Genomic DNA, 22,004 nt, shown 5'->3' with positions numbered 1-22,004 from the left:
GCCAGCCATGCTGTGAAGCGATGAATGGTCCGTTCATCGCCACACGAGCCGGGCCAACGCCCCACGAGCCACGGCGACCCAGTCCAGCCACCGAGCCCCACCACTCCTGCCCCAACTCATGATCACCCTCCGCAACCACCCCTCACCGCCCGCATCCACCAGGCAACACCTGCGTTAACTCCAAGCGACCAACGCACCCGCCACCTTCCTTCGAAGCATTTTCGAAGCGGAGTTTGTAACTCTGTCGGAGTAACGCGGGAACGGCTTGGCGCAGCACTGCGTCCCAGGCTGCGAACGACGAGATCGGGGCGGTGAACGAATGAGCGACGGTTCGCGGAGCCGCTTGGGCGCGCTGGTCCAGGGCTTCCGCCGGCGCGCGGGCCTCACCCAGCGGGAGGTCGCCGACCTGGCGGGGCTCAGCGTGGCGGGCCTGCGTGACGTCGAGCAGGGACGTGTCACCCGGCCGCGCGTGTCCACTCTGCGCAAGTTGGGCGATGTGCTGGGCCTGTCCCGTGTGGAGCTGGGCGAGCTGCTCCGCGAGGCGGGCAGCGAGCAGGCCACCGGCGGCGGGCTGCGGGTCGAGGTTCTCGGGCCGCTGCGGGTCATCGCGGACGGCGAACCGGTCGATCCGGGCTCGGAAACCCAGCGCACCCTCCTCGCGCTCCTCGCGCTGTCCCCGAACGCCCCCGTCGGCCGGGACGCGCTCGTCGAAGCCGTCTGGGGCGACCAGCCCGAGCACGGCACCGTGGACCTCCTGCAGTCCCGCATCTCCCGCCTGCGCCGCCGCCTCCAGGGCGACCCGGAGAACGGCTTCATCGTCTCCGCGCGCGGCGGCTACCAGCTCAAGGTCGCCGAGGGGCAGCACGACCTGCTCCTCTTCCGCCAGCTCGTCGCCCGCGCGCGGCATGTCCGCGAGGAGGGCGAACTCGCCGAAGCGTGCGGTCTCTTCGCCGAAGCCGTCGGTCTCTGGCGGGGCGAACCGCTCGAAGGGCTGAGCGCACTGGACTCCCACCCGATCGTCGTCGCGCTCGTGCGCGAGTACCGGGCCGTCGTCGTCGAGTACGCGGGCGCCGCCTCGGATCTCGGGCGCTACCAGGAGGTTCTGCCGCTCCTGCAGCGCGTCGCCGAGGCCGATCCGCTCCACGAGGCCGTCCACGCGCGCCTCATGATCGCCCTCGCCGGCAGTGGCCAGCAGGCCGCCGCGCTCGACGTGTTCGACACCCTGCGCCGCCGCCTCGCGGGCGAACTCGGCGCGGACCCCGGGCCGGAACTGGCCACCGCCTACCAGCGCGTCCTGCGCCAGGAGGTCGCGCGGCCGGAGTTCGCCCCGGTCAGCGCCCACCGCCAGCTGCCGCTCGACACCGCCGACTTCAGCGGCCGCGAAGCGGAGCTGACCACCCTCCGCGACGGGCTCCGCGCGATCGACGGCGGCACCGCGGTCGGCATCGCGCTCATCGAGGGCATGGCCGGCGTCGGCAAGACCCGCCTCGCCGTGCACGTCGCGCACCAGCTGCTCGCCGAGGGCCGCTACGGCGACTGCCAGCTCTACGTCGACCTGCGCGGCCACTCCGACCAGCCGCCCGCAGACCCGGCCGCGGTGCTCGCGTCGTTTCTGCGCCTGCTCGGCGTGCCCGGCGACCAGATCCCGCCGAGCCTCGACGAGCGCGCCTCCCTGTACCGCGACCGCGTCTACGGCCGGGATGTGCTGGTGCTGCTGGACAACGCGGCCAGCGAGGACCAGATCCTGCCGCTGCTGCCTGCCGGGCCGACGAACCTCGTCCTGGTCACCAGCCGCCGCGCGCTCGCCCTCGACGGCGCCCGCACCCTGCCGCTGGACGTTTTCACCCCGGCCGAGGCCCGCGAACTGCTCGTCCGCGTCGTCGGCGCCAAGCGGGTGGAGAGCGAACCCGAGGCCGCCCGCCGGGTGGGCGAACTGTGCGGCTGGCTGCCGATGGCCGTCGCGCTCGCCGCCCGTCGCCTCCAGTCCCGTCCGACGTGGACAGTCGCCGACCTCGCCGCCCGGCTGGCCGAAACCGGTGACCGCATCGACGAACTGGCCGCGGGCAGCCGGCGGCTGCGCGCGGTGTTCGAACTGTCCTATCAGGCGCTCGCAGCCGAGGAGCAGCGCCTGTTCCGCCTGCTGGGCCTGCACCCCGGCGCGGACTTCACCCCCGAGTCGGTTGGCGCGCTCGCCGGGCTCACCCCGGCCCGGGCGCGGTGGCTGCTCGACCGTCTCGTGGACGAGAACCTGGTCACCGTCGTCACCCGCGACCGGTACCGGCTGCACAACCTGCTCGCCGAGTACGCGCGCGGCCTCGCCCGCGACAACGAGCCGGAGCCGGCCCGGCGCGCCGCGATCACCCGCGTGCTCGACTTCTACCTGCACACCGCCGCCCGCGCCACGCAGCTGATCTACCCGGCCAAGCACATCCCGCTGACCGGCGCCGCGCCCGCGCACGGCCCGGTGCTGCCCGACCGCGAGGCGGCGAAGCGGTGGCTGGAGGCGGAGCGCCCGTGCCTGATCGCCGCCGTCAGCCTGGCCGCCGAGCAGGGCTGGCCGACGCACGCCTGGCAGCTGACCCGCTGCCTGCGCGCGTACCTGTACCTCTACGGCTACAGCCACGACCACGACTGGGTGCACACGCACGAGGCCGCGCTGGCGGCCGCGACCGCGGCGCAGGACCGGGTCGGTGAGGCGCACACCCGCTCCGACCTCGCGGCCGCGTACCTGCACCACGGCCGCGCCGCCGACGCGCGTGAGCAGTTCCTGCGCGCGATCGACCTGCACCGCGCGAACGGCGAGCGCGAACTGGAAGCCACCTCGCTGACCGCGCTGGCCGTGCTCTGCCACCGCGTCGGTGAGTTCCCCGAGGCGCTGCGGCTGTTCCGCACGGCCGGTGTCCGCTGCGCCGGGGACGCCCGGCTGGAAAGCGCTGTCGCCGCGAACCTCGGCGCCACGCTGGCCACGCTCGGCCGGCTCGACGAGGCCGTCGACCAGTACCGGCACGCGCTGGTGCTGTCCCGGCAGGCCGGCGACCCGGACGGGGAGAGCGGCGCGCTGGCCGACCTCGGCGACGCGTGGCGGCGGCTGGGCAGGCAGCGCGAGGCGATCGAGCACCTGAAGGAAGCCGTCGACCTCGCCGAGACGCACGGCCTGGAGCCGCGGATCGCCTATGCGCGGCACCGGCTCGGCAACACCTACCGGCAGACCGGCCGGTTCGACGACGCGCTCGGAAACCTCAACGAGGCGCTTCGGATCGTCCGCACGGTCAGCGGACCGGCGACCGAGAGCGAAGTGCTCATCGACTTCGGCGGGGTGCACCGCGACATCGGCGACCTGCTCACCGCCGCGGACCTGATCGAGGCCGGATTGCGGGCGGCGATCAACCGGGGCGAGCGCTACCAGCAGGCGCGGGCGCTCAACGAACTGGCCGAACTGCACCGCTGCGCCGCGCGAGCCGGCCTGGCGCAGGACTACTGGCGCCGCGCCTACGCCCTGTTCGACGAGCTGGGCGCGCCGGAAGCGGCCGAGCTGCGCGACTTCACCGGAGACCGCTGGCCCGTGACGTCCGTGGCCTGACCCCGAACTCCCGGGCCGGCCATCGCCTGGCCCGGGACCAGCGGACACGCCGAGGCGCCGCCTCGCCTCGGCGTGTCCGCCACCCACCGCTCAGATGAGCCCGTTCCGCAGCGCGTAGGACACGGCGTGCGTGCGGTTGCGCAGCCCCAGCCTGCTGGTGAGGCTGTGCAGGATGTTCTTGACCGTGCGCTCCGAATAGGACATTTCCGCGGCGATCTCGGCCGTGTCCTGGCCGTCGGCGAGGCGGCGCAGCACCTCGGTCTCGCGGCGGGACAACCCGTTCAGCATCAGCTCGCGCGGCGCCAGCACCTCGCGCTGCAGGCGGGCCAGCCCGTGCAGCACCTGGCCCAGCTGCTCGGCAGGCAGGTGGCCGTGGCCCTGGTGCGCGTCGGCGATCGCGCGCAACAGCCGGGCGGTCGTGACCTCCGCGCGCGGGAGCAACACCACCAGGCCGTTCTCGATCGCGGTCCACAGTTCCGCCGGGCGGGGCGCGTCGGTGATCAGCACCAGCCGCGCGTTCGTCGGGGCGTCGGCCACCAGTTCGGGCAGGCCGGCCACCGACTCCGTCATCGCGACCACGACGTCCGCCGACGCGGGCGTCCCGTTGACCACATGGATGCCGGGTTTGCCCTGGATCTCGCTGAGCAGGCCGGCGCGCAGGAACACGTCGTCGGCCAGTACCGCGACGCGGACCACCGCGCGGTCGGCCGCCGGGACGGCGTGCAGGCGGGCGGCGGGCCTGCCGCCGGGGACATCCCGCATAGCGGTGCTGTACGGCATAGGGCCACCTAACCGTACCGATACAGGCGGAACCAGGCGGAAGCACCGGCAGGTTTCGGCGCCCGCAGTTCTGCCGGTTTAATGGGTGGCGGTGAGCGAGACAGTGGACATAGGGTCACCGGGGGAGGATCCGACCTTCGGTGAACTGCTGCTACGCCATCGCCGCTCGGCCCGGCTCACGCAGGCCGACCTCGCGCAGGCCTCCGGGGTCAGCGTGCGGGCCCTGTCCGACCTGGAGCGCGGCCGCGCCCGCGCCGCGCAGCGCCGCTCCACCGAAGCCCTCGCCGACGCGCTCGGGCTGACCGGCGGCAACCGCGAAGACTTCCTGGCCGCGGCCCGCGACGGCCGTCGCCGCAGGTCCAGACCAGTCGTGCCGTTCGCGGGGCCGCCGCCGGCCGCGGTGCCGGACCTGGTGGGCCGCGGCCACGAGCTGGACACGTTGCGCCGAGCGGCGGCCGACGCGCTCACCATCCCGAGCGGCGTGGTCGTGTCGCTCGTCGGGCACCCGGGCGTCGGCAAGACGGCGCTGGCCCGCACGGCCGCGCACCTCCTGGCGGCCGAGTTCCCGGACGGTTTCCTGTCGGTCGACCTGCGCGGCATGGACGACCAGCCGGTCACCCCGCGCGCCGCACTGGACGTCCTGTTGCGTGGTCTGAACGTGCCTGCGGCGGAGATCCCGGCCGCGGTCGCCGAGCAGTCGGCGTTGTTCCGGTCGCTGCTGGCCGGCCGCCGGGTCCTGGTGCTGCTGGACAACGCGGCCGACGAGGCCCAGGTCCGCCCGCTGCTGGCGGCCGCGACCGGATGCCTCACACTCATCACCTGCCGCCGCGCGCTGGCCGGGCTGGAGTCGGCGCGCTGGCTGTGGCTGCGGCCGTTGGAGACCGCGGACGCCTCCGCGCTGGTCGCGGCGATCGCGGGGCCGGACCGGGTGCGTGCCGAGCCGGCCGCGGCGGGGGAGCTGGCCGAGCTGTGCGGGAACCTGCCGCTCGCCGTGCGGATCGCGGGGAACCGGCTGGCGACCAGGCCGCACTGGACGATCGCCTACCTGGTCGACCAGTTGCGTGACGAGAGCACGCGGCTGGCCGCGTTGTCGGCGGGGGACCTGCGGGTGCGGTCGGCGTTCGAGATGTCGCACCGCCGGTTGTCCCCGGCGGCGCGGCTGGTGTTCCGCCGCCTGGCGGTGATCCCGGGCCCGGATTTCGGCGCCGACCTGGCGACCGTCGCCACCGGCATGGCGACCCCGGACGTGCGGGCCCACATCGACGAGCTGGTCGACGCGAACCTGCTGCAGGAGGGCAGCGTGCCCGGCCGCTACACCTTCCACGACCTGATCCGCCTGTTCGCGCGGGAGCGGCTGGCCGTCGAGGAGGATGCCGGCGAGACGTCGGCCGCGACGTGCTCGGTGCTGGACCACCTGCTGGACACCGGGATCGAGGCCGGGCGGCTGTTCTACCCGGACGCGCTGCGGGATTCGCTGGAGGCGAGCCGGTTCGCGACGCGTGAGGAGGCCGCGGCCTGGCTCGACGCGGAGGCGGCGAACTGGCTCGCCGCGCAACGGGCCGCGCTCGCGCACGGCAAGCACCGGCAGGTGGTGGACCTGGCCAGAGCCTTGCACTGGTTCTCGGACGGCCGGATCCAGCAGCTGCCGTGGGACGAGGTGTTCGCGCTCGGCGTGGACGCGGCGCGGGCGCTGGGCAGCCGCGCGGACGAGGCGGTGTTGCTGAACTTCCTCGGCTGGGCGAGGTACTACTGCCTCGGCGACAACGAAGGTGGCCGCGCCGCGCACGAGGAGGCGCTGGCGATCGCGACCGAGATCGGCGACCGGCGCGAGCAGACGTGGGCGCTCGGGTATCTCGGTTCGGTGTTGCTGCGGCTGGGGCGGCCGGAGGAGGCGCTGGACCACGTCGAGCGGTCAGTCGGCTTGGCGGACATGGATTTCTGGATGGGGCAGGGGTCGATCCGCAACGTGCTGGGGAAGGTGTTGTGCGCGGTCGGCCGTCCCGGCGAGGCGCTGCTGGTGCACCGCGAGGTGCTCGCCGACACCGAACGCTACCGGGACGACGCGAACCCGTTCACGTACCGGTTCTTCCGCGCGCTGACGTTCCAGTTGCTCGGCAGGGCGCTGACGGAGACCGGTGACTGGCCGGGTGGCGCCGAGGCGTTCCGGACCGCGCGGAGGCTGTTCGACGAGGGCGGTTTCCCCGTGCCGGGCGGCGAATGCGCCGTCCAGGAGGGCGCGGCGTGGCGGGAAGCCGGGCGGCTGGGCCTGGCGGAAGACTGCCTGCAGGCGGCGCTCCAGGTGTTCACGCAGGTGCTGACGCGCTGGCAGCGGGCGCAGGCGCTCGCGGAGCTGGCGCTGGTGCTGGAAGCGACCGGACGAGGCCCACTGGCGGCCGAACACCGCCGCGAGGCGCTGGCGGTGTGCGAGGACCTGGGCACTGAGGCGGCGGCGGATCTGGCGAAGCGTTTGTTGTCTGGGCTGGGGTGAGTTGGCGCTGGTGTTGCGGTGGGGGCGAGGTCGGTTGGCGGGCGTGCGCGGTCGGTAGGCGTGGGCGGTGTGAGGATTTGGGTATCCCGGCAAGTCGCGGATCGGGGGAGGCGTTTGTTGTCTGGGCTGGGGTGAGTTGGCGCTGGTGTTGCGGTGGGGGCGAGGTCGGTTGGCGGACGTGCGCGGTCGGCAGGCGCGGGCGGTGACGCGGTGGGTGTGGCCGGGCAGGGTTGACCGTCCGATAGGGCATGGCGGCGTTCGGTCGCTGGCGCAGCGGTACGTCTTCGGGTTTCACTGAGCGTGATTTCGGCAGAAACGATCAGTACAGGGAGCGCGGACGTGGGCGAGCAGGACGCTCAGAACTGGGCCGCGCGCAGCCATCGCGAACTGTATGAGACGGTGCACGCCGCCGGCCCCGCCTCGGAGGCCGCCCGCGCCGCGATGCCGGAACCGGTTCCGTTCGACCTGGACGAGACCCTGGAGCGCCTGTTCGCCCGCGGCGGGATCGCCACTCTCTACGAAGCCGCCGGCGACCTACGTCCCGCCGCCGAGCACGCGTGGCGAGCGCACGACCAGGCGGTGTCGGTGATGGCCGCGTTCGCTTCCGGGGCGGCGGAGGCTGGTGCGTCGCTCCCGCAGCAGACCGAAGCGCCCAGGAGTTCCGGTGGTTCCCGGCCATTGCCGCCGATGGATGTCGGCGCAGGGCACCAGGTGCCGCGAGGGTCTGCTTCCTCCGGAGCGGCATCGGCCTTGGCGGATGGTTTCCGCCGGAGTGATCCCGCGGTTCCGTCCGCTTCGCCCGGGGCGGTCGCGGTGTTGCCGGACACTGAATCCTGGCGGAGCGTGTCTGCTTCGCCCGAAGCGGTATCGGGGTTGCGGGACAAGGACTCCGGCCGGAGCGAGCTCTTGGCTTCGTCCGCGTCGGCCGGGGTGGTATCGGGGGCGCCGGACAACGAACTCCGGCGGAGTGATCCGCCGGCTTCGCTTGCGTCCGGTTCTCCGGCAGCGGTTTCGGCGTTGCGGGACAGTGACTTCCGGCGAGTGGTTCCGCCCGCTCCCTCCGCTTCCCCCGGAGCGGCGTCGGCCTTGGCGGATGAGTCCCGGCGGACTGATCCGCCGGTTCCGCCCGCATCTGCTTCGGCCGGGCCGGCATCGCCCTTGCGGCGCAATGATCCCCGGCCCGGTGATCTGCCCATGCCAGCCGCTTCTGCTTCCTCCGCGGCGGCATCGGGGTTGCGGGGCAATGACTTCCGGCGGAGTGATCCGCCGGTTCCGCCCGCGTCCGCGATCAGCGGCGCCGCGGGCGGCGCCACCCATCGGCCGGGTGTGACGAACTCGCCCCGGCCGCCCGGCACGCGCACCACCGGCCCGGCGATCCCGGGTTCCGGCGGTGTTGGCTCGTTGTGCCCCGGCGCCGCCGGTTTCGGCGGCGCCGGGAGCCCGGGCAGCGGTGGCGGCGCGTTCGCCGTCTGGTTCGGCGAGGCGGCGGGGCCTGGCGCAGGCGGCCGGGTCCCCGCCGCGTGGCCGGCATGACCCCCCGAAGACCCGACTTCGTCCTGTCCGCACCCGAGTTCGACCTGCTCTGGGGCGACCTCGACCTGCCACCCGTGCCGTATCCGCTGCGGGTGCCCAGCGTCGGCCGCACATTCACCGTCCGGGCCCGGCTCACCGATGAGGTGTACCGGTCGTGCGCGGAACGCGGCCTGGCGTCCGGTCGTCGGCTCGATCCCCGGTTGGAAACGCTGCTCGCCCTGCTGGCCGGTCCGGAGGTGTCGATCGACGCCGTCGGGCACATCGGGTACCCGGTCCGCGCCCTCGCCGCGGCAGCGGGCCGGACCGGGGTGCTGGCCGTGCTCGCCGGTGGCGAGATCTGGCTGACCGAGATCCCGCCCGCCGCGCTGGTTCCGGAGATCGTCGCGGTGTTCCCGCCCGGCGCACCCGGCGCGCCGGTGGATCCGTTCGCAGTGGACGCTCTGGCCGGAAGCCGTTCCAGCGGCGGGCAGATCGGCGTGCACGCCGGTGCGCGATCGTCCACTGTGGTCACCTGGTTCGACTCGTCGCGCGGCCGGTACCTGGTTTCTCGTGACGGCGACGGCATCACCGTCACGCCCACCGACGACGCCCGTCTAGCCCGTCGCGTGAGCGCGCTGTTGACGAGCACCGCGGAGATACATACTGTAGGTATGTAACTGTTCGCGACGTTGCGAGGTGTCCATGGGCCAGTCGGGGCCGAGTGCCACGGGCCGGATCGAGGTCGCGGCCGAACCGGCGCGCGTGTACGACCTGGTGAGCGATCCCGGCGTGCTCGCCGAGCTGGCCGAGGAGTACAGCGGGTTCCGATGGCTACGCGGCGTGACCGGCGCCCGGGTCGGCGCGCGGTTCCGGGGGATCAACCGCCGTGGAGTGCGGTTATGGAGCACCGTCAGCACGATCACCGACGCCGACGCGGGGAAGCGGTTCGCCTTCGAGGTGCGTTCGCTGGGCATCCCGGTTTCCCGGTGGCAGTACGACATCGAGCCCGCCGGCGACGGCTGCGTGGTGACCGAAAGCACGTGGGACAAGCGGCCGGGCTGGTTCCGCGCGCCGAGTTCACTGGTGACCGGCGTGTGGCAGCGCGAGGACAAGAACCGCGCCAACATCGCCGCGACGCTCCAGCGCCTGAAGACCCGCGCCGAACACGCCTGAGCATGGCGCGATGAACCCGGCGGCGCGGCGCCGGTTCGGCTTGGTCACAGGTCACGTCGTCTGACCTGCGGTGGGTCAGTGGCTGAGCCACTCGGCCGGCGGGAATCCGCGCGCGGTGGCCAGGCCGGGGCGAGCAGTGCAGGTCGTCGAGGGTGGTTGGGCCGCTCGGTGACGGACGTCTGGGCGAGTGGCTGGGCCAGTTGGTCAGTGAGGGAGCCGGGCCCGGCGAGTAGCTGGATCAGTTGGCTGGGGGCGGATGAGTGGCTGAGCCGGTTGGCTGGAGGGGAAGCCGGGCGGGTGGCTGGGCCGGTTGGCCCGGTGGGAAAGCCGGGCGAGTGGCTGGGCCAGTTTGGCCGGTGGGAAAGCCGGGCGAGTGGCTGGGCCAGTTGGCCGGAGGGAAAGCCGGGCGAGTGGCTGAGCCAGTTAGCCAGTTGGCCGAACCGGAGGGCCGGCCACGCGGGGCGGTCCGCTCAGCGGTAGACCACCAGAGCGCCCCGGTTCTTGCGTAGCGTCACGTCGGGCGGGACCTCGGTCAGCTCGCCGTCCACCGCGAGTCGCAGGCGGCCCCCAGGGGCGCTGATCTTCAGTTGCGGCGCCGCGGGCCGGTCCTGGTATGGCGTGCACCAGCGCAGCGTTCCGGTCAGCACCGCCAGCACCACCCGCGTCCGCGCGAACGGGCTTTCCGCGTACACCACGCGGATGTCGAGCAGCCCGTCGTGCAGGCTGGGGCGGTACGTGGGCGCGAAACCGCGCGGCCGGTACGCCCCGTTGCCCGCGAAGATCATCCACACTCGGCGCCGCTCGTCGTTGACCACCAGCTCTTGCGGCTTCGCCCGGCGCAGGACGTGCACCAGCCCGACCAGCACCGCGGGCCACTTCCCGATCCGCTTCTCCCACTTCTCCCGGTAGCGGACCAGATCGGTGTACAGACCGGTGCTGCAGGTGTTGACGAACACCTGGCTGTCCGCCACCCCGAGGTCGATCCGCACCGCGGAACCGGCCCGCAGCGCGGTGATCGCATCGTCCGGGGTCTCCACGCCGAGGTCGCGCGCGAAGTGGTTGAGGGTGCCCGCCGGGACGACGAGCAACGGGACGCCGTGCTCGGCGGCGACCCGCGCCGCGACGTTGATCGTGCCGTCCCCGCCCGCGACGCCCAGCACCCGGCAGGTCCGGGCGGCCTCGGTCATCGCCTCGGTCAGGTCCTCGCCGTCGGCAGGCTCGACGATCTTGGCCTGCGGCAGTTCCGCCGCGACCTGCTCCAGAATCGCCGCGCCGGCGCTGCCCGCGGACGAGTTGGCCACCAGGACCAAGCCCTCGCCCGTGGGCAGGGCGGGCGCCGGGCACCGTTCGGCGTCCGACGGGCCGGCCGGGGTGCGTGGCCACCACGACAACGTGACCAGGCCCGCGGTCAGGCCGATACCGATCCCGGCGAGCACGTCGGACGGGTAGTGGGCGCCGGTGACCACGCGGGAAGTGGCCACCCCGGCGGCGAGGGCCCCGACCGGCACGCCGAGCGCGGGCCACTCCAGCGCGGCCCCGGCGGCGAAAGCGGCCGCGGACGCGGAGTGCCCGGACGGGAACGACGTCGTCCACGGCGCGCGCCGCAACTGCCGGACCGGCGGGATGGCGACCGTCGACGGGCGGGTGCGGCGGATGATCCGCTTGCTCAGGCCGTTGGCCGTCGCGCTCGCGATGCCCAGCGCCAGCATTCCGCGCAGGGCGGCGCGGCGCGCGCGGCGGTTGCGGGTCGCGGCGAGCGTGACGCTGACCGCCCACCACAGGCCGCCGTAGTTGGCCGCGCGGCCGAGGCGGGGCAGCACCCGGTCCAGGAGCGCGGAATCGGTCGCCGCCACCCGCGCGAACACCTGCCGGTCCACCCGGGAAACCCATCGCCGCATGCCGGCAGTCTAGGCGCGCTCCGCGCTTGCTTCCGGGCACACCGAGGAGTACACCGGTTCTATGACAGCTGTCATGACGGTGACCGAGCTGGACGGCACGTCCTCGGCGGAGGTCGCCGAACTCGTCCTGGCCTGCTCCGCGGTGACTCTCCGGAACCGCTTCCTGATGCCGGGGCAGCCGGATCCGCGGGACGTCCTCGTCCGCTACCGGCGCTACCTCCTCGCCGGGCCGCCGCACGGGGTGGCGCTGGTCGCGTTCAGCGGGCGGTCGCCTGCCGGGCTGCTGAACCTGGTGGCGGACGAGGCGCGGGTCGCGGAACTCGGCATCGTGGTCGCCGACCCGTGGCAGCGGCAGGGGATCGCGACGGCGATGGCTTCGTGGTTGCGGACTTCGGGCCGGTGGGAGGGGTGGACCGTGCGGGCGGTGACGCACGCGGACAATGTGGCGGCGAAGGCTTTGTTGCGGGGTCAGGGTTTCCGGCTGCTCGGCGGGGCCGATCGCGGCGAGTACCACTACGAGTTGACGATGCCGGGACCGGTGTGGGAGGTGGCAAGGTGACGCGCGGGCCGCGGGAGCGGATGGTCTACAGCGCAGCGCAGCTGATCCGGACGCAGGGGGTGAGCGGCACCGGGATGCGCGAGGTGGTGGAGCACGCGTCGGCGCCGCGGGGATCCCTGCAGCACTACTTCCCGGGCGGCAAGGACCAGCTGGTGCGCGAGGCGCTGGCGTGGTCCGGCGACTTCGCGGCGCGGCGGGTCAAGCGGTACGCCGAGGCCGCGCCGACTCCGGCCGGGTTGTTCGCCGGGATGGTGGCGCAGTGGCGGGACCAGTTCCGCGAGGAGGGCTTCGCGGCGGGCTGCCCGCTCGTCGCGGCGACGGCGGATGTGGTGGCGGGCAACGAGAACCTGCGGCAGGCCGTGTGTGCGGGGTTCGAGACGTGGCTGCGGCCGGTGGCGGACAGCCTGCGCGAGATGGGCGTGCCGGAGGCGCGCTGCCGGTCGCTCGCGATGGTGATGATCAGCGCGCTCGAAGGGGCGATCGTGATGGCGCGGGCGCAGGAGGATGTGGCGCCGTTGGATGCGGTGGTGGCCGAGTTGGGGCCGATGCTCGACGCGGCGCGGGTTTGACGGCGGGTGGGCGTTTGGTCGGGACGGCGCGGGCGGGCGTGGCAGCTGGGTCGGAGTGCTTGGAGGGTGGTTGTGATGGCGGGCGCAGGGGGTTCGGCGCCGTCGGATGCGGGGCCGGTGATGCGGGTGTGCGTTTCGTTTGACGCCGACGAGTGGGCGGACCTGGCGCGCCGCGCCTGAGGGGGAGTGTCCGTTCCGTTCAAGACCGCCGCCCCGGGCGGACCTTACCGTCCACCGCATGCGTATCGGAATCGGACTTCCCGCCGCTGTGCCTGGGGCGGACTTCACCTCGATCGGGGACTGGGCCGCGGAGTGCGAACGCCTCGGGTTCGCCTCGCTGGGCGTGATCGACCGGCTCGTCTACGACAACCTCGATCCGCTCGTCGCGCTGGCGGCCGCGGCCGCGCGCACCACCCGGATCGAGCTGATGACCACCGTGCTCAACGCCGGCTACCGCCGCAACCCCGTGCTCCTCGCCAAGCAGATCGGCTCCCTGGAACGGCTTTCCGGCGGCCGGCTCACCGTCGGGCTCGGGATGGGCGGCTGGCCGGAGGACTACGCGGCCAGCGAAGTCCCGATGACCGGCCGCGGTGCCGCGTTCGAGGACACCCTCGCGACCATGCGCGCGGTCTGGCGCGGCGAGACGCACGGCGCCTCCGGACCGGTCCCAGCATTGCCGGACGGGCGTCCAGGCCTCCTGCTGGCCGGGCTCACCCCGGCCGGCTTCGCCCGCGCCGCCAGGTTGTCGGACGGCTGGGTGGCGCCCTCCTTCGGCCTGCCGGTCCTCCACCAAGGCGTGGCGGCCGTCCGCGCGATCTCGCCGCGGGCGCGGATCGTCGTCGAGCGGTACTTCTGCTTCGGGCCGGACGCCGAGCGCCGCGCGGACGACTACATCGCCCACTACTACGGGCCCGCCTATGCCGACCAGGTGCGGCCGGACGTCCTCACCGACCGCGGCCACCTGCACAAGGAGATCACCCGCCTCGCCGAGGCCGGCGCCGACGACCTCGTGCTGCTGCCCTGCACGGCCGAACCGGAGCAGATCGGGCTGCTCGCCGCGCGGCTGCCCACTGTGGACGAACACGGCACTGTCGGGTGAAAACCCCGCCACGGCGTTTGCCGTGTGCCCGCACCAGGGAACCACCGGCACGAGTATCCGAAGTGGACCCACCGGGGTGCACCGGAGAGGAGGCTCACCGTGAGTGGATGGGTGAGGGTGCCCGAGGTGCGCGACGAGCCAGGAGGGCTGAACGGGACGTTCGTCCTCGCCCGGCCACGGTCCGGCACCGTGGGCGAGACCCAGCGCGTGGCCCATGTCTTCCCGTTGCCGGCCGAGCGGCCCGGTGTGCTGGTCGCCTACTGCGGCTTCGAAGGCCGCCGCGGCGAGCTGGACCTGCTGGACCGCCCGGTGGGCATGCCGTGCGAGCGCTGTCTGGTCGTCGCGGCCCGGCGCGCCGGGGCGGGATCGATCCCCAGCCAGCGCCGCAACTGACCGGACACCCGTCCGCCGCAAAACCCATGCGAATACCTCCTTGACTCGATCTCGCGCTCGAACTTAAAGTACGGTCGTCCACAAAGTTTGACGACGGGGGCGACCATGACGACCGACGTGCTCACCGGATCACTGCGCGGCGCGCCCTGGCGGCGGCTCGCCGTGCTGGGCGACAGCGTCGCCGAGGGGCTGGGCGACCCGGTCGACGGCTACCCGCCGCCGCCGTGGGCCGACCGGCTCGCCGACCTGCTGCGCGAACAGCAGCCCGGCCTGGCCTACGCCAACCTCGGCGTGCGCGACCTGCGTGCCGCCCAGGTCCGGGACACCCAGCTCGCCGCGGCCCTGGACTTCCGGCCGGACCTGGCCGTGGTCGCGGCCGGTGGCAACGACATGCTGCGCCGCTCGTTCGACCCCGTCGCGGTCGAGGAAACGCTTTCCGAGATCGTCTCCGCCCTGCGCGCGGCCGGCGCCGCCGTGGTGGTCATGGGCCTGTTCGACATCTCGCGGTCGCCGCTCGCCGACGACGACCGGCGCGACGGGCTCCGCGTGCGGCTGGGCCGGCTCGCGCGGCTCACCCGCCGCGTCGCCGACCGCCACGGCGCCTGGTACATCGACCTCGGCGACCACCCGGCCTCCGCGGACGCGGGGATCTACAGCGCCGACCGGTTGCACGTCAACGCCCGCGGCCACGCGATCGTCGTCACCGAAACCGTCCGCAGGCTCGCCGCGGAGCTGTCGTGCTGACGCGGCGGCAGGTCGTCGAGGGCGCCACCGGCCAGTACGACCGGTTCGCCGAACTCGTCGAGTCGGTGACCGACGGCTGGGACACGCCCACCCGCTGCACGAAGTGGCGGGTGCGGGACGTCGCCGCGCACGTGGTCGGCAACGCCGTGGACACCGCGGCGGGCACCATCGGCACACGCACCCCCGACGAGCAGGCCGTCGCCCTCGCGCACCACGAGCCCGCCGAACTGGCCGCGATGCTCCGCGAAGCCAACGCGAAACTCCGGGCCGCACTGTCCACACTCGACGATCAGCGGTGGGCGAAGCCGAGCGGCGTGCGGGGCCGGACGGTCGGCAACGGTGTCCTGACCCTGTGGTACGACGCCTACGTCCACGGCGACGACATCCGCGCCGCGCTCGGCCGCGAGCCCGAACGGGGCAGCGGGCTGACCGCCGCCGTGCACTGGGTCGCGGAATCCCTGCGCCAGAAGGGCTGGGGACCCGCGCGCCTGGAACTGCGCGGCTTCGGCCCGGTCGACATCGGCAGCGGGGGAGACACCGTCGAGGCCGACGCGCTGGAGTTCGTGCTCACGGCCTCCGGCAGGCGCGACCCGGCCGCGCTCGGCCTCGGTGGCGACGTCAACGTCTACTCACGCTGACCACTTCTGGGCCGCGGCGTAGGCGAGCTTGTCCGGGTTGACGACCGTGTGCAGCGCGAGCACGCCGTCCGCGCCCGGTTCGAGCAGCACGATCCCGAACAGCTCGCCGTGCAGGTGCAGCGCGAGGCCGGGCGAGCCGTTGATCGAGCGCACCGAGAGCTCGATGTCGGCCGCGCGTGGGTCGCGGTGCAGACCGGCGACGTACCGGGCGACGCGGTCGCGGCCGAGGATCGGGCGGCGGGCGGCGGTGACCTTGCCGCCCCCGTCCGCCCAGGACACGACCTCGTCGGCGAACATCCGTTCCAGGGCGGCCACATCGCCCTTGACGGTGGCGTCGAGGAACCGCTCCACGATGGCGCGGCGCTGCTCGGTCGTCGCGGTGAAGCGTTTGCGCCCGTCGCCGACGTGCTGCCGCGCGCGGCGGTACAGCTGGCGGACGTGGGATTCGTCGAGGTCGAGGATCTCGCCGATCTCGCGGTGGCTGTGGCCGAACGCCTCCCGCAGCACGAACGCCGCGCGTTCCGGCGGGGTCAGCCGTTCCAGCAGGAAGAGCAGCCCCATCGACAGCGAGTCGCGCTGCTCGGCGGTCTCCGGCGGGCCCAGCTCGCCGTGCTCGGTGAACACCGGCTCCGGCAGCCACGGGCCGGTGTAGAGCTCGCGCCGCGCCCGCGCCGAGGTGAGGCGGGTCAGGCAGAGGTTCGTGACGACCTTCGTCAGCCACGCCTCCGGCACCTCGACGCCGTCGCTGGCGTCCCAGCGAAGGTAGGCCTCCTGCACGACGTCCTCGGCCTCGGACGCCTCGCCGAGCAGCCGGTAGGCCAGGCCGAGCAGGCGCGGGCGGTTGGCTTCGAAACGGGCGAGGCGGTCCACGCCTCCCAGGATGCCAGTTACCGGCCCTGCTGCGGATCGAAATCGTCGTGCTCGTCACCCGAGGACGTGCCCTGCTCGCCCCGCAGCACCTCCTGCTCCTCCGGGGAGGAGTCCTCGGCGCCGGGCAGGTCCTCGCGGGCGTCGTCGTGCTTGCGTTCCATGCGCCCGGGCTACCCGGCCGCCGGCCGCCGAAACGGGTCAGGCCGGCGGTTCGGTGGTGCGGTAGATGGTGGTCAGCCACACGTCCAGCAGCACGTCGACCACGTTCGCCTCCAGTACGGCCGGGTCGTCGCCCGCGAAGGTCGCGTACAGGACACGTTCGTTCATCAGGTTCAGCGCGATCGCCAGCTCCCGCGCCGGCCGGCCCGCGGGGGCCGCGCCGCGCGCCCGCTCGGCCTCGATGGCCTCCGCGGTGCGGCTGACCCAGGTCCCCATCATCCCCGCCCACAGCTCCCGCACCTCGGCGTTGGTGTGCCGGGCCTCCGCCGCGGCGAGCGCGACGGAGCGGTGGGCGCGGAACGTCGTGTAGATGGCGTCCAGGCACTGCCGCCAGCGCTCCGCGGGGGTCGGGCCGGGGTTGTCGAACACCGCCGACGACGCCCGGTCGGCCTCCTCGGTGACCCGGTCCAGCAGCGTGAGCAGCACCGCGTCCTTGGAGCGGAAGTAGAAGTAGAACGTGGGCCGGGAAATGCCCGCGCCGCGCGCGAGGTCGTCGATCGAGATGTCGCTCAGCGGCCGGTCCGCCAGCAGGCGCTCGGCGGTGGCCAGGATCGCCAGCTCCCGCTCGTCACCGCTGGGCCGGGGCGCGCGTCGGCCGCGTGCCGGGCGGTTGCGGACGGCGGGTTCGGTGGCCATGTGGCCACCGTATCAGGTGCCCAACCCCTTGTCGGCGATCTCGACGGAGTGTTGACCATATCGACATACCGTTGGTACGTTGCGGTGGCAGACGCCTGAGGAACGGGGAAGCGATGACGCTGGAACACGTCGACGTCCTGATCGTCGGTGCCGGGCTGTCCGGGATCGGCGCCGCCAGCCACCTGCAGGCCGAGTGCCCCGGACGCACGTACGCGATCTTCGAGTCGCGCGGCGCGATCGGCGGCACCTGGGACCTGTTCCGCTACCCGGGCGTCCGCTCCGACTCGGACATGTTCACCCTGGGCTACTCGTTCGAGCCGTGGACCGACGCGAAAGCGATCGCGGACGGCCCGTCCATCCGCGAGTACGTGCGGACCACCGCGCGCAAGCGCGGCATCGACCGCAAGATCCGGTTCCACCACCGCGTGGTGCGGGCGGAGTGGTCCTCGGCCCAGGCACTGTGGACGGTCGAGGCGGAGCGCACCGACACCGGCGAACGCGTGCGAATCACCTGCGACTTCCTGTTCGTCAACTCCGGGTACTACCGCTACGACCAGGGCTACGCGCCGGAGTTCCCCGGTCAGGACGAGTTCGCCGGCACCGTCGTGCACCCGCAGCACTGGCCGGAGGACCTGGACTACACCGGCAAGCGCGTCGTCGTGATCGGCAGCGGCGCCACGGCCGTGACGCTGCTGCCCGCGATGGCAGGCGACGCGGCGCACGTGACGATGCTGCAGCGCTCGCCCAGTTACGTGCTGTCGCTGCCGGGCACCGACCCGGTCGCCGACAAGCTGCGCGGCGTGCTGCCGCCCAAGGTGGCCTATCCGATCGTGCGGTGGAAGAACGTGCTGTCCGCCATGCTGTTTTTCCAGCTCAGCCGCCGCATCCCGGCGTTCGTGCGGAAGTTCCTGCGCAAGGCGGCGTCCGCGCAGCTGCCGCGCGGGTTCGAGGTGGACCGGCACTTCAACCCCAGCTACGACCCGTGGGACCAGCGGGTGTGCTTCGTGCCGGACGGGGACCTGTTCAAGGCCGTCCGCAGCGGCAAGGCCGACATCGTCACCGACACCATCGAGCGGTTCACCGCGGAGGGCGTCCGGCTGGCCTCCGGCCGGGTGCTGGAGGCCGACATCATCGTCACGGCCACCGGCCTGAACCTGCTGCCGTTCGGCGGGCTGGACCTGGTGGTCGACGGCGAGCCGGTGGAGATCGGCGAACGCCTGGCGTACAAGGGCATGATGCTCTCCGGCGTGCCGAACTACGCGTTCACCATCGGCTACACGAACGCCTCGTGGACGCTGAAGGCCGACCTCGTCGCCGGGTACGTGTGCCGCCTGCTCAACCACCTCGACGAGCACGGCTACACCACCTGCACCCCGGTGGCGCCGCCGTCGGTCACCGCGACCGAGCCGCTCATCGACCTCAAGTCCGGGTACGTGCTGCGCAGCATCGACAAGCTGCCCAAGCAGGGCCCGGCCGCGCCGTGGCGGCTGTTCCAGAACTACCCGCGCGACGTCATGCTGATGCGGCACGGGTCGCTGACGGACGACGCCATGCGGTTCGCCCGCACCGCCAAGCAGGCGAAGGAGCGGGTGGCCTGATGCGCGACTACCTGTTCGACGGCGGCACGGCCGTGGTGACCGGGGCGGCCAGCGGGATCGGCGAGGCGCTCGCGCACGCCCTGGCCGCGCGGGGCTCGAACCTGGTGCTGCTGGACCGCGACGCCGACCGGCTGGCCGCGGTGGCCAAGGCCGTGGGCGCCGGAGTGGACGTCTCAACCCAGGTGGCCGACCTGGCCTCGGCGGAGGAGACGGCCGCGGCCGCCGCGCGGGTGCTGGCCGAGAACCCGCGGCTGACGTTGCTGATCAACAACGCCGGTGTCGCGCTGGGCGGCCGGTTCGACCAGCTGACGCTGGAGGAGTTCGGCTGGGTCGTGGACGTCAACTTCCGCGCCCCGGTCCAGCTGACGCACGCGCTGCTGCCCGCGCTCAAGGCCGCGCCCGGCTCGCACATCGCCAATGTGTCCAGCCTGTTCGGGCTGATCGCGCCCCCGGGGCAGTCGGCGTACGCGGCGAGCAAGTTCGCGATCCGCGGGTTCACCGAGGCGATCCGGCACGAGCTGGCCGGCCAGGTCGGGGTCACGTCGGTGCACCCGGGCGGCATCCGCACCCGGATCGCGGAGTCCGCGCGCGTCGGCAGCGGCGTGCCCGGCGGGATGGACACGCGGCAGTGGGAACGCGTGCTGCGGATGGACCCGGCGAAGGCCGCGGCGGTCATCGTGGACGCGATCGAGCACCGCAAGCCGCGCGTGCTGATCGGCTGGGACGCGAAGATCCCCGACCTGCTGGTGCGGCTGCTGCCCGGCGCACACAGCCGGCTGCTGGGCAGGTTGCGCTGACCGTGGACTTCGTGGACGTGCGCGGGCGGCGGGCCCGCTACCGCGTGGACGGCGACGGGCCGCCGGTCCTGCTGCTGCACGGGATCGGCCGGAGCCTGCGGGACTGGTCCGAGCAGCAGGACCTGCTCGCCGCCGCGCACCGCACCTACAGCGTCGACCTCGCCGGCTTCGGGATGTCGGAACCGTTGCCGGGCAAGCACACGCTCGCCGCGCTGGCCGGGTTCGCGGCGGACTTCCTGGACGCGGTGGGGGAGACGCAGCCGGTGCACGTGGCCGGGAACTCGCTCGGCGGCGCGGTCGCGATGCGGTTGTCGGTCGACGCGCCGGAGCGGGTGCGCAGCCTGGTGCTGGTGAACAGCGCGGGGTTCGGCCGCGAGGTGACGATCGCGTTGCGGCTGCTGGCGTTGCGGCCGTTGGGGAAGCTGCTGCTGCGCCCGAGCGTGGCCGGGGCCGTGCGGACCGAGCGGGCGTTGTTCCACGACCGCAAGTTCGCGACGCGGGAGCGGGTCGAGCACGCGCTGGAGATCGCCCGGCAGCCGCACGCGGCGCGGGTGATGCTCGAGACGGCGCGCGGGCTCGGCGGTTTCCGCGGCGTGCGGGAGGACTGGCGGGCCGAGCTGGTCCAGGCGGTGGCCGCGCGGGCCCTGCCGACGCTCGTCGTGTGGGGCGACCGCGACCTCATCCTGCCCGCCCTGCACCTCGACGCCGCCCGGCGCGCGTTGCCGCACGCGCAGACGCGGCTGTTCACCGACACCGGGCACATGCCGCAGATCGAGCGGGCCGCGGAGTTCCACGACCTGGTGACGCGCTTCTGGGCGGAGCAGGTCAGCCCCAGGTGAGCGGGTCGAGGTGGAGGTAGAACCGCAGCCGGGCGGGATCGGGCGCGGCGCCGTACCGCTCGGCGAACTCCGCGTCCGCAGCCTTCGCCCGTTCCTCGTCCGGCCAGGTCTCCCTGGCGTTGGCCAGCAGCAGCGCGAGGTCGGCGTGGCGGTCGGCCCGGCCGAGGCGGCCTAGATCGACGAAGCCCGACACCTCGCTCGTCGCGGGGTCGACGACGATGTTGGGCAGGCAGAGGTCGCCGTGGCAGATCACGGTGTCGGTGGCCTCCTCGGCGCGGCGCTGCTCGACCTGCGGCACGAGACGCGCCAGCAGCTCCGCGGGCGGGGTGTCCTGCTGCTCGACGGGCAGGAACTCCGGGTTCACCGCACCGCGGGCGACGACGTCCCGCGCCACGGCGACCATCGCGTCCAGGTCGCGGCTGAACGGGCAGTCGTCCGCGGGCAGGTCGTGCAGCCGGCGCACCGCGTCCGCGATGTGCGGCCAGGCGCGGCCGAGGTCTTCCGCGGACAGCCGGTCGGCGGGCACACCGGGAACGGTGCTGGTCACCAGGCAGGCGCCGGTTTCGCCCGAGTGCCAGTCGAGCACCCGTGGGCCCGGCACGCCCTGGCCGGCGAGCCAGGCGATCCGGTCGCGTTCGTGCCGGAGACCGGGCGCGTCCGCGGGCGCCACGTGCTTGGCGTAGCGGTCGCCGCCGGCGCTGTGGAACACCGCGGCGCCCGACTCGCCGCCGCTGACCGGACGCCAGCCGGGGTGATCGTGCATGGCGTCAGGTTATCGATTCAGGACCAGGGCGTGACCGGCCGCGGCACCCGCTTCCCGTCCAGCGTCACGTCCACCCGCTCGTCGAAGAAGGCCACGTGCCCGGCGAGCTGCACGGCGTCCGGGAGCGGGTTTTCGTACGCCCACGCGAGGTCCGGGTGCGTCCGGCCGCCGACCTCGGCCGACCAGTACCGCGCCCGCCCCTTGTAGGCGCACGTGGTCGCGCGGGCGGACTCCCGCAGCCTGCTGAAGTCCACATCGGACGGTGGCAGGTACAGCCGCGGCGGCAGGGACGTCTCGAACACCAGCAGCGGCGACTTCGTGTCCGCCAGCGGCACCCCGTCGACCTCCACCCGCACGTGCCGCGAGCTGCGCCGCACGTCGACGCGGTGGAACGGGTCGCGCGGGTGGGACACGATCGTCTCGTCCTCTTCCAGCCACTCGTCGAACGCGTCGAAGTCGGCGATCACGTACTCCGCGAGGTCCGGGTCGTCCGCCCGGAACCCGGCGCCCTCCAGAACCACGCCGTCCATGCTCAGCGTGAGCGGCGTGCCCGCGGTGGTGTGCGCGGCGAACCCGGTGCTCGGGTCCAGCACCCCCGTGTTGGGCCCGAGCGACACCGGGTGCCGCTCCACGTCGGACGGCGGGGCGGGCGTGAGCGAGGCGTGGACGTCGGCCGCCGGGAAGGCGTACTGCGGCACCACCCGCCGCGGCTCCCACACCAGGGCCGCCCGGCGGGAGTCGGCGAACACCTTCCCGCCGGCGACCGCCCGCACCCGCTTGCGCGTCGGCTCGAACCGCAGTTCGGGCAGCTCACGCGCCTGACGAAGGCTCAGCTGCAGCGCCATCGCC

General features: G+C 73.5%; 21 protein-coding genes. 14 read left to right on the top strand and 7 right to left on the bottom strand.

The window, feature by feature from the left end:
• Positions 1 to 319 precede the first annotated feature (319 nt).
• Positions 320 to 3,580 (top strand): BTAD domain-containing putative transcriptional regulator, encoded by a 3,261-nt coding sequence (locus AMYTH_RS0117440; protein ID WP_027931415.1) that lies wholly within the window; start codon positions 320 to 322, stop codon positions 3,578 to 3,580.
• A 90-nt stretch (positions 3,581 to 3,670) separates the two neighbouring features.
• Here the strand turns inward: AMYTH_RS0117440 and AMYTH_RS0117435 are convergent, their stop codons facing one another.
• A complete protein-coding gene (locus tag AMYTH_RS0117435) occupies positions 3,671 to 4,342 on the bottom strand; it encodes a helix-turn-helix transcriptional regulator (RefSeq protein WP_051362724.1) in 672 nt (223 codons plus the stop codon).
• A 103-nt stretch (positions 4,343 to 4,445) separates the two neighbouring features.
• Between AMYTH_RS0117435 and AMYTH_RS0117430 the strand changes: the two genes are divergently transcribed.
• The 4 genes from AMYTH_RS0117430 to AMYTH_RS0117420 all read left to right on the top strand — a co-directional run bounded on the left by AMYTH_RS0117430 (position 4,446) and on the right by AMYTH_RS0117420 (position 9,533).
• The gene (locus AMYTH_RS0117430) at positions 4,446 to 6,848 is read left to right on the top strand and encodes an ATP-binding protein (protein WP_027931413.1); all 2,403 of its coding nucleotides are present in this window, start codon (positions 4,446 to 4,448) and stop codon (positions 6,846 to 6,848) included.
• Positions 6,849 to 7,187: 339 nt separating this feature from the next.
• On the top strand, positions 7,188 to 8,381 hold the full coding sequence (locus AMYTH_RS48900; RefSeq protein WP_157360621.1) for a hypothetical protein: 1,194 nt from the start codon (positions 7,188 to 7,190) through the stop codon (positions 8,379 to 8,381).
• Complete coding sequence (locus AMYTH_RS0117425; RefSeq protein WP_027931412.1) at positions 8,378 to 9,037, top strand: ESX secretion-associated protein EspG; 660 nt, start codon at positions 8,378 to 8,380, stop codon at positions 9,035 to 9,037. Before AMYTH_RS48900 ends, AMYTH_RS0117425 begins: the two co-directional genes overlap by 4 nt.
• A 25-nt stretch (positions 9,038 to 9,062) precedes the next feature.
• Positions 9,063 to 9,533, top strand: a complete 471-nt coding sequence (locus AMYTH_RS0117420) for an SRPBCC family protein (RefSeq protein ID WP_037322581.1) — start codon at positions 9,063 to 9,065, stop codon at positions 9,531 to 9,533.
• A 470-nt stretch (positions 9,534 to 10,003) separates the two neighbouring features.
• On the opposite strand, the gene AMYTH_RS0117415 is transcribed toward AMYTH_RS0117420, so the two are convergent.
• Positions 10,004 to 11,431 (bottom strand): bifunctional phosphatase PAP2/diacylglycerol kinase family protein, encoded by a 1,428-nt coding sequence (locus AMYTH_RS0117415; RefSeq protein ID WP_027931410.1) that lies wholly within the window; start codon positions 11,429 to 11,431, stop codon positions 10,004 to 10,006.
• 61 nt (positions 11,432 to 11,492) lie between these two features.
• Between AMYTH_RS0117415 and AMYTH_RS0117410 the strand changes: the two genes are divergently transcribed.
• The 6 genes from AMYTH_RS0117410 to AMYTH_RS0117385 all read left to right on the top strand — a co-directional run bounded on the left by AMYTH_RS0117410 (position 11,493) and on the right by AMYTH_RS0117385 (position 15,433).
• On the top strand, positions 11,493 to 11,990 hold the full coding sequence (locus AMYTH_RS0117410; protein ID WP_228684836.1) for a GNAT family N-acetyltransferase: 498 nt from the start codon (positions 11,493 to 11,495) through the stop codon (positions 11,988 to 11,990).
• Positions 11,987 to 12,559, top strand: coding sequence for an LmrA/YxaF family transcription factor (locus AMYTH_RS0117405; RefSeq protein ID WP_433752578.1), 573 nt, complete (start codon positions 11,987 to 11,989; stop codon positions 12,557 to 12,559). Before AMYTH_RS0117410 ends, AMYTH_RS0117405 begins: the two co-directional genes overlap by 4 nt.
• A gap of 238 nt (positions 12,560 to 12,797) precedes the next feature.
• Entirely contained in the window at positions 12,798 to 13,658 is an 861-nt protein-coding gene (locus AMYTH_RS0117400) for an LLM class flavin-dependent oxidoreductase (RefSeq protein WP_027931407.1), read from the top strand.
• 99 nt (positions 13,659 to 13,757) lie between these two features.
• A complete protein-coding gene (locus AMYTH_RS45145) occupies positions 13,758 to 14,051 on the top strand; it encodes a hypothetical protein (protein WP_400981488.1) in 294 nt (97 codons plus the stop codon).
• Between the two features lie 105 nt (positions 14,052 to 14,156).
• Positions 14,157 to 14,795, top strand: coding sequence for an SGNH/GDSL hydrolase family protein (locus tag AMYTH_RS0117390; RefSeq protein ID WP_027931405.1), 639 nt, complete (start codon positions 14,157 to 14,159; stop codon positions 14,793 to 14,795).
• Positions 14,789 to 15,433: a maleylpyruvate isomerase family mycothiol-dependent enzyme gene (locus tag AMYTH_RS0117385; RefSeq protein ID WP_027931404.1), complete on the top strand. Its 645-nt coding sequence runs from the start codon at positions 14,789 to 14,791 to the stop codon at positions 15,431 to 15,433. The genes AMYTH_RS0117390 and AMYTH_RS0117385 overlap by 7 nt, the downstream gene beginning before the upstream one ends.
• On the opposite strand, the gene sigJ is transcribed toward AMYTH_RS0117385, so the two are convergent.
• The 3 genes from sigJ to AMYTH_RS0117370 are packed head-to-tail and all read right to left on the bottom strand — an operon-like array spanning position 15,425 to position 17,158.
• Positions 15,425 to 16,303 (bottom strand): RNA polymerase sigma factor SigJ, encoded by an 879-nt coding sequence (gene sigJ, locus AMYTH_RS0117380; protein WP_037322580.1) that lies wholly within the window; start codon positions 16,301 to 16,303, stop codon positions 15,425 to 15,427. The genes AMYTH_RS0117385 and sigJ overlap by 9 nt on opposite strands.
• A 17-nt stretch (positions 16,304 to 16,320) precedes the next feature.
• Positions 16,321 to 16,464 (bottom strand): hypothetical protein, encoded by a 144-nt coding sequence (locus tag AMYTH_RS49555; protein ID WP_167344599.1) that lies wholly within the window; start codon positions 16,462 to 16,464, stop codon positions 16,321 to 16,323.
• Between the two features lie 37 nt (positions 16,465 to 16,501).
• A complete protein-coding gene (locus tag AMYTH_RS0117370) occupies positions 16,502 to 17,158 on the bottom strand; it encodes a TetR/AcrR family transcriptional regulator (RefSeq protein WP_017981417.1) in 657 nt (218 codons plus the stop codon).
• A gap of 113 nt (positions 17,159 to 17,271) precedes the next feature.
• Here AMYTH_RS0117370 and AMYTH_RS0117365 point away from each other — a divergent pair, with 113 nt between their 5' ends.
• The 3 genes from AMYTH_RS0117365 to AMYTH_RS0117355 are packed head-to-tail and all read left to right on the top strand — an operon-like array spanning position 17,272 to position 20,392.
• A complete protein-coding gene (locus AMYTH_RS0117365; protein WP_027931402.1) occupies positions 17,272 to 18,756 on the top strand; it encodes a flavin-containing monooxygenase in 1,485 nt (494 codons plus the stop codon).
• Complete coding sequence (locus tag AMYTH_RS45140) at positions 18,756 to 19,553, top strand: SDR family NAD(P)-dependent oxidoreductase (RefSeq protein ID WP_037322579.1); 798 nt, start codon at positions 18,756 to 18,758, stop codon at positions 19,551 to 19,553. The genes AMYTH_RS0117365 and AMYTH_RS45140 overlap by 1 nt, the downstream gene beginning before the upstream one ends.
• A gap of 2 nt (positions 19,554 to 19,555) precedes the next feature.
• Positions 19,556 to 20,392 carry an alpha/beta fold hydrolase gene (locus AMYTH_RS0117355; protein ID WP_051362722.1) on the top strand — a complete coding sequence of 279 codons (837 nt, stop codon included), beginning with the start codon at positions 19,556 to 19,558 and terminating at the stop codon, positions 20,390 to 20,392.
• Here AMYTH_RS0117355 and AMYTH_RS0117350 read toward each other — a convergent pair.
• Positions 20,379 to 21,155, bottom strand: a complete 777-nt coding sequence (locus tag AMYTH_RS0117350; RefSeq protein ID WP_027931400.1) for an APH(3'') family aminoglycoside O-phosphotransferase — start codon at positions 21,153 to 21,155, stop codon at positions 20,379 to 20,381. The two genes, AMYTH_RS0117355 and AMYTH_RS0117350, sit on opposite strands and share 14 nt — an antisense overlap.
• A 17-nt stretch (positions 21,156 to 21,172) precedes the next feature.
• A complete protein-coding gene (locus tag AMYTH_RS0117345; protein ID WP_027931399.1) occupies positions 21,173 to 22,000 on the bottom strand; it encodes a DUF427 domain-containing protein in 828 nt (275 codons plus the stop codon).
• Positions 22,001 to 22,004: the final 4 nt, after the last annotated feature.

Origin of the sequence: Amycolatopsis thermoflava N1165 (assembly GCF_000473265.1) — a bacterium.
Classification (GTDB): Bacteria; Actinomycetota; Actinomycetes; order Mycobacteriales; family Pseudonocardiaceae; genus Amycolatopsis_E; species Amycolatopsis_E thermoflava.
Note: the sequence above shows the minus strand (reverse complement) of the source record. Positions and strands in the feature narration are given on the sequence as shown.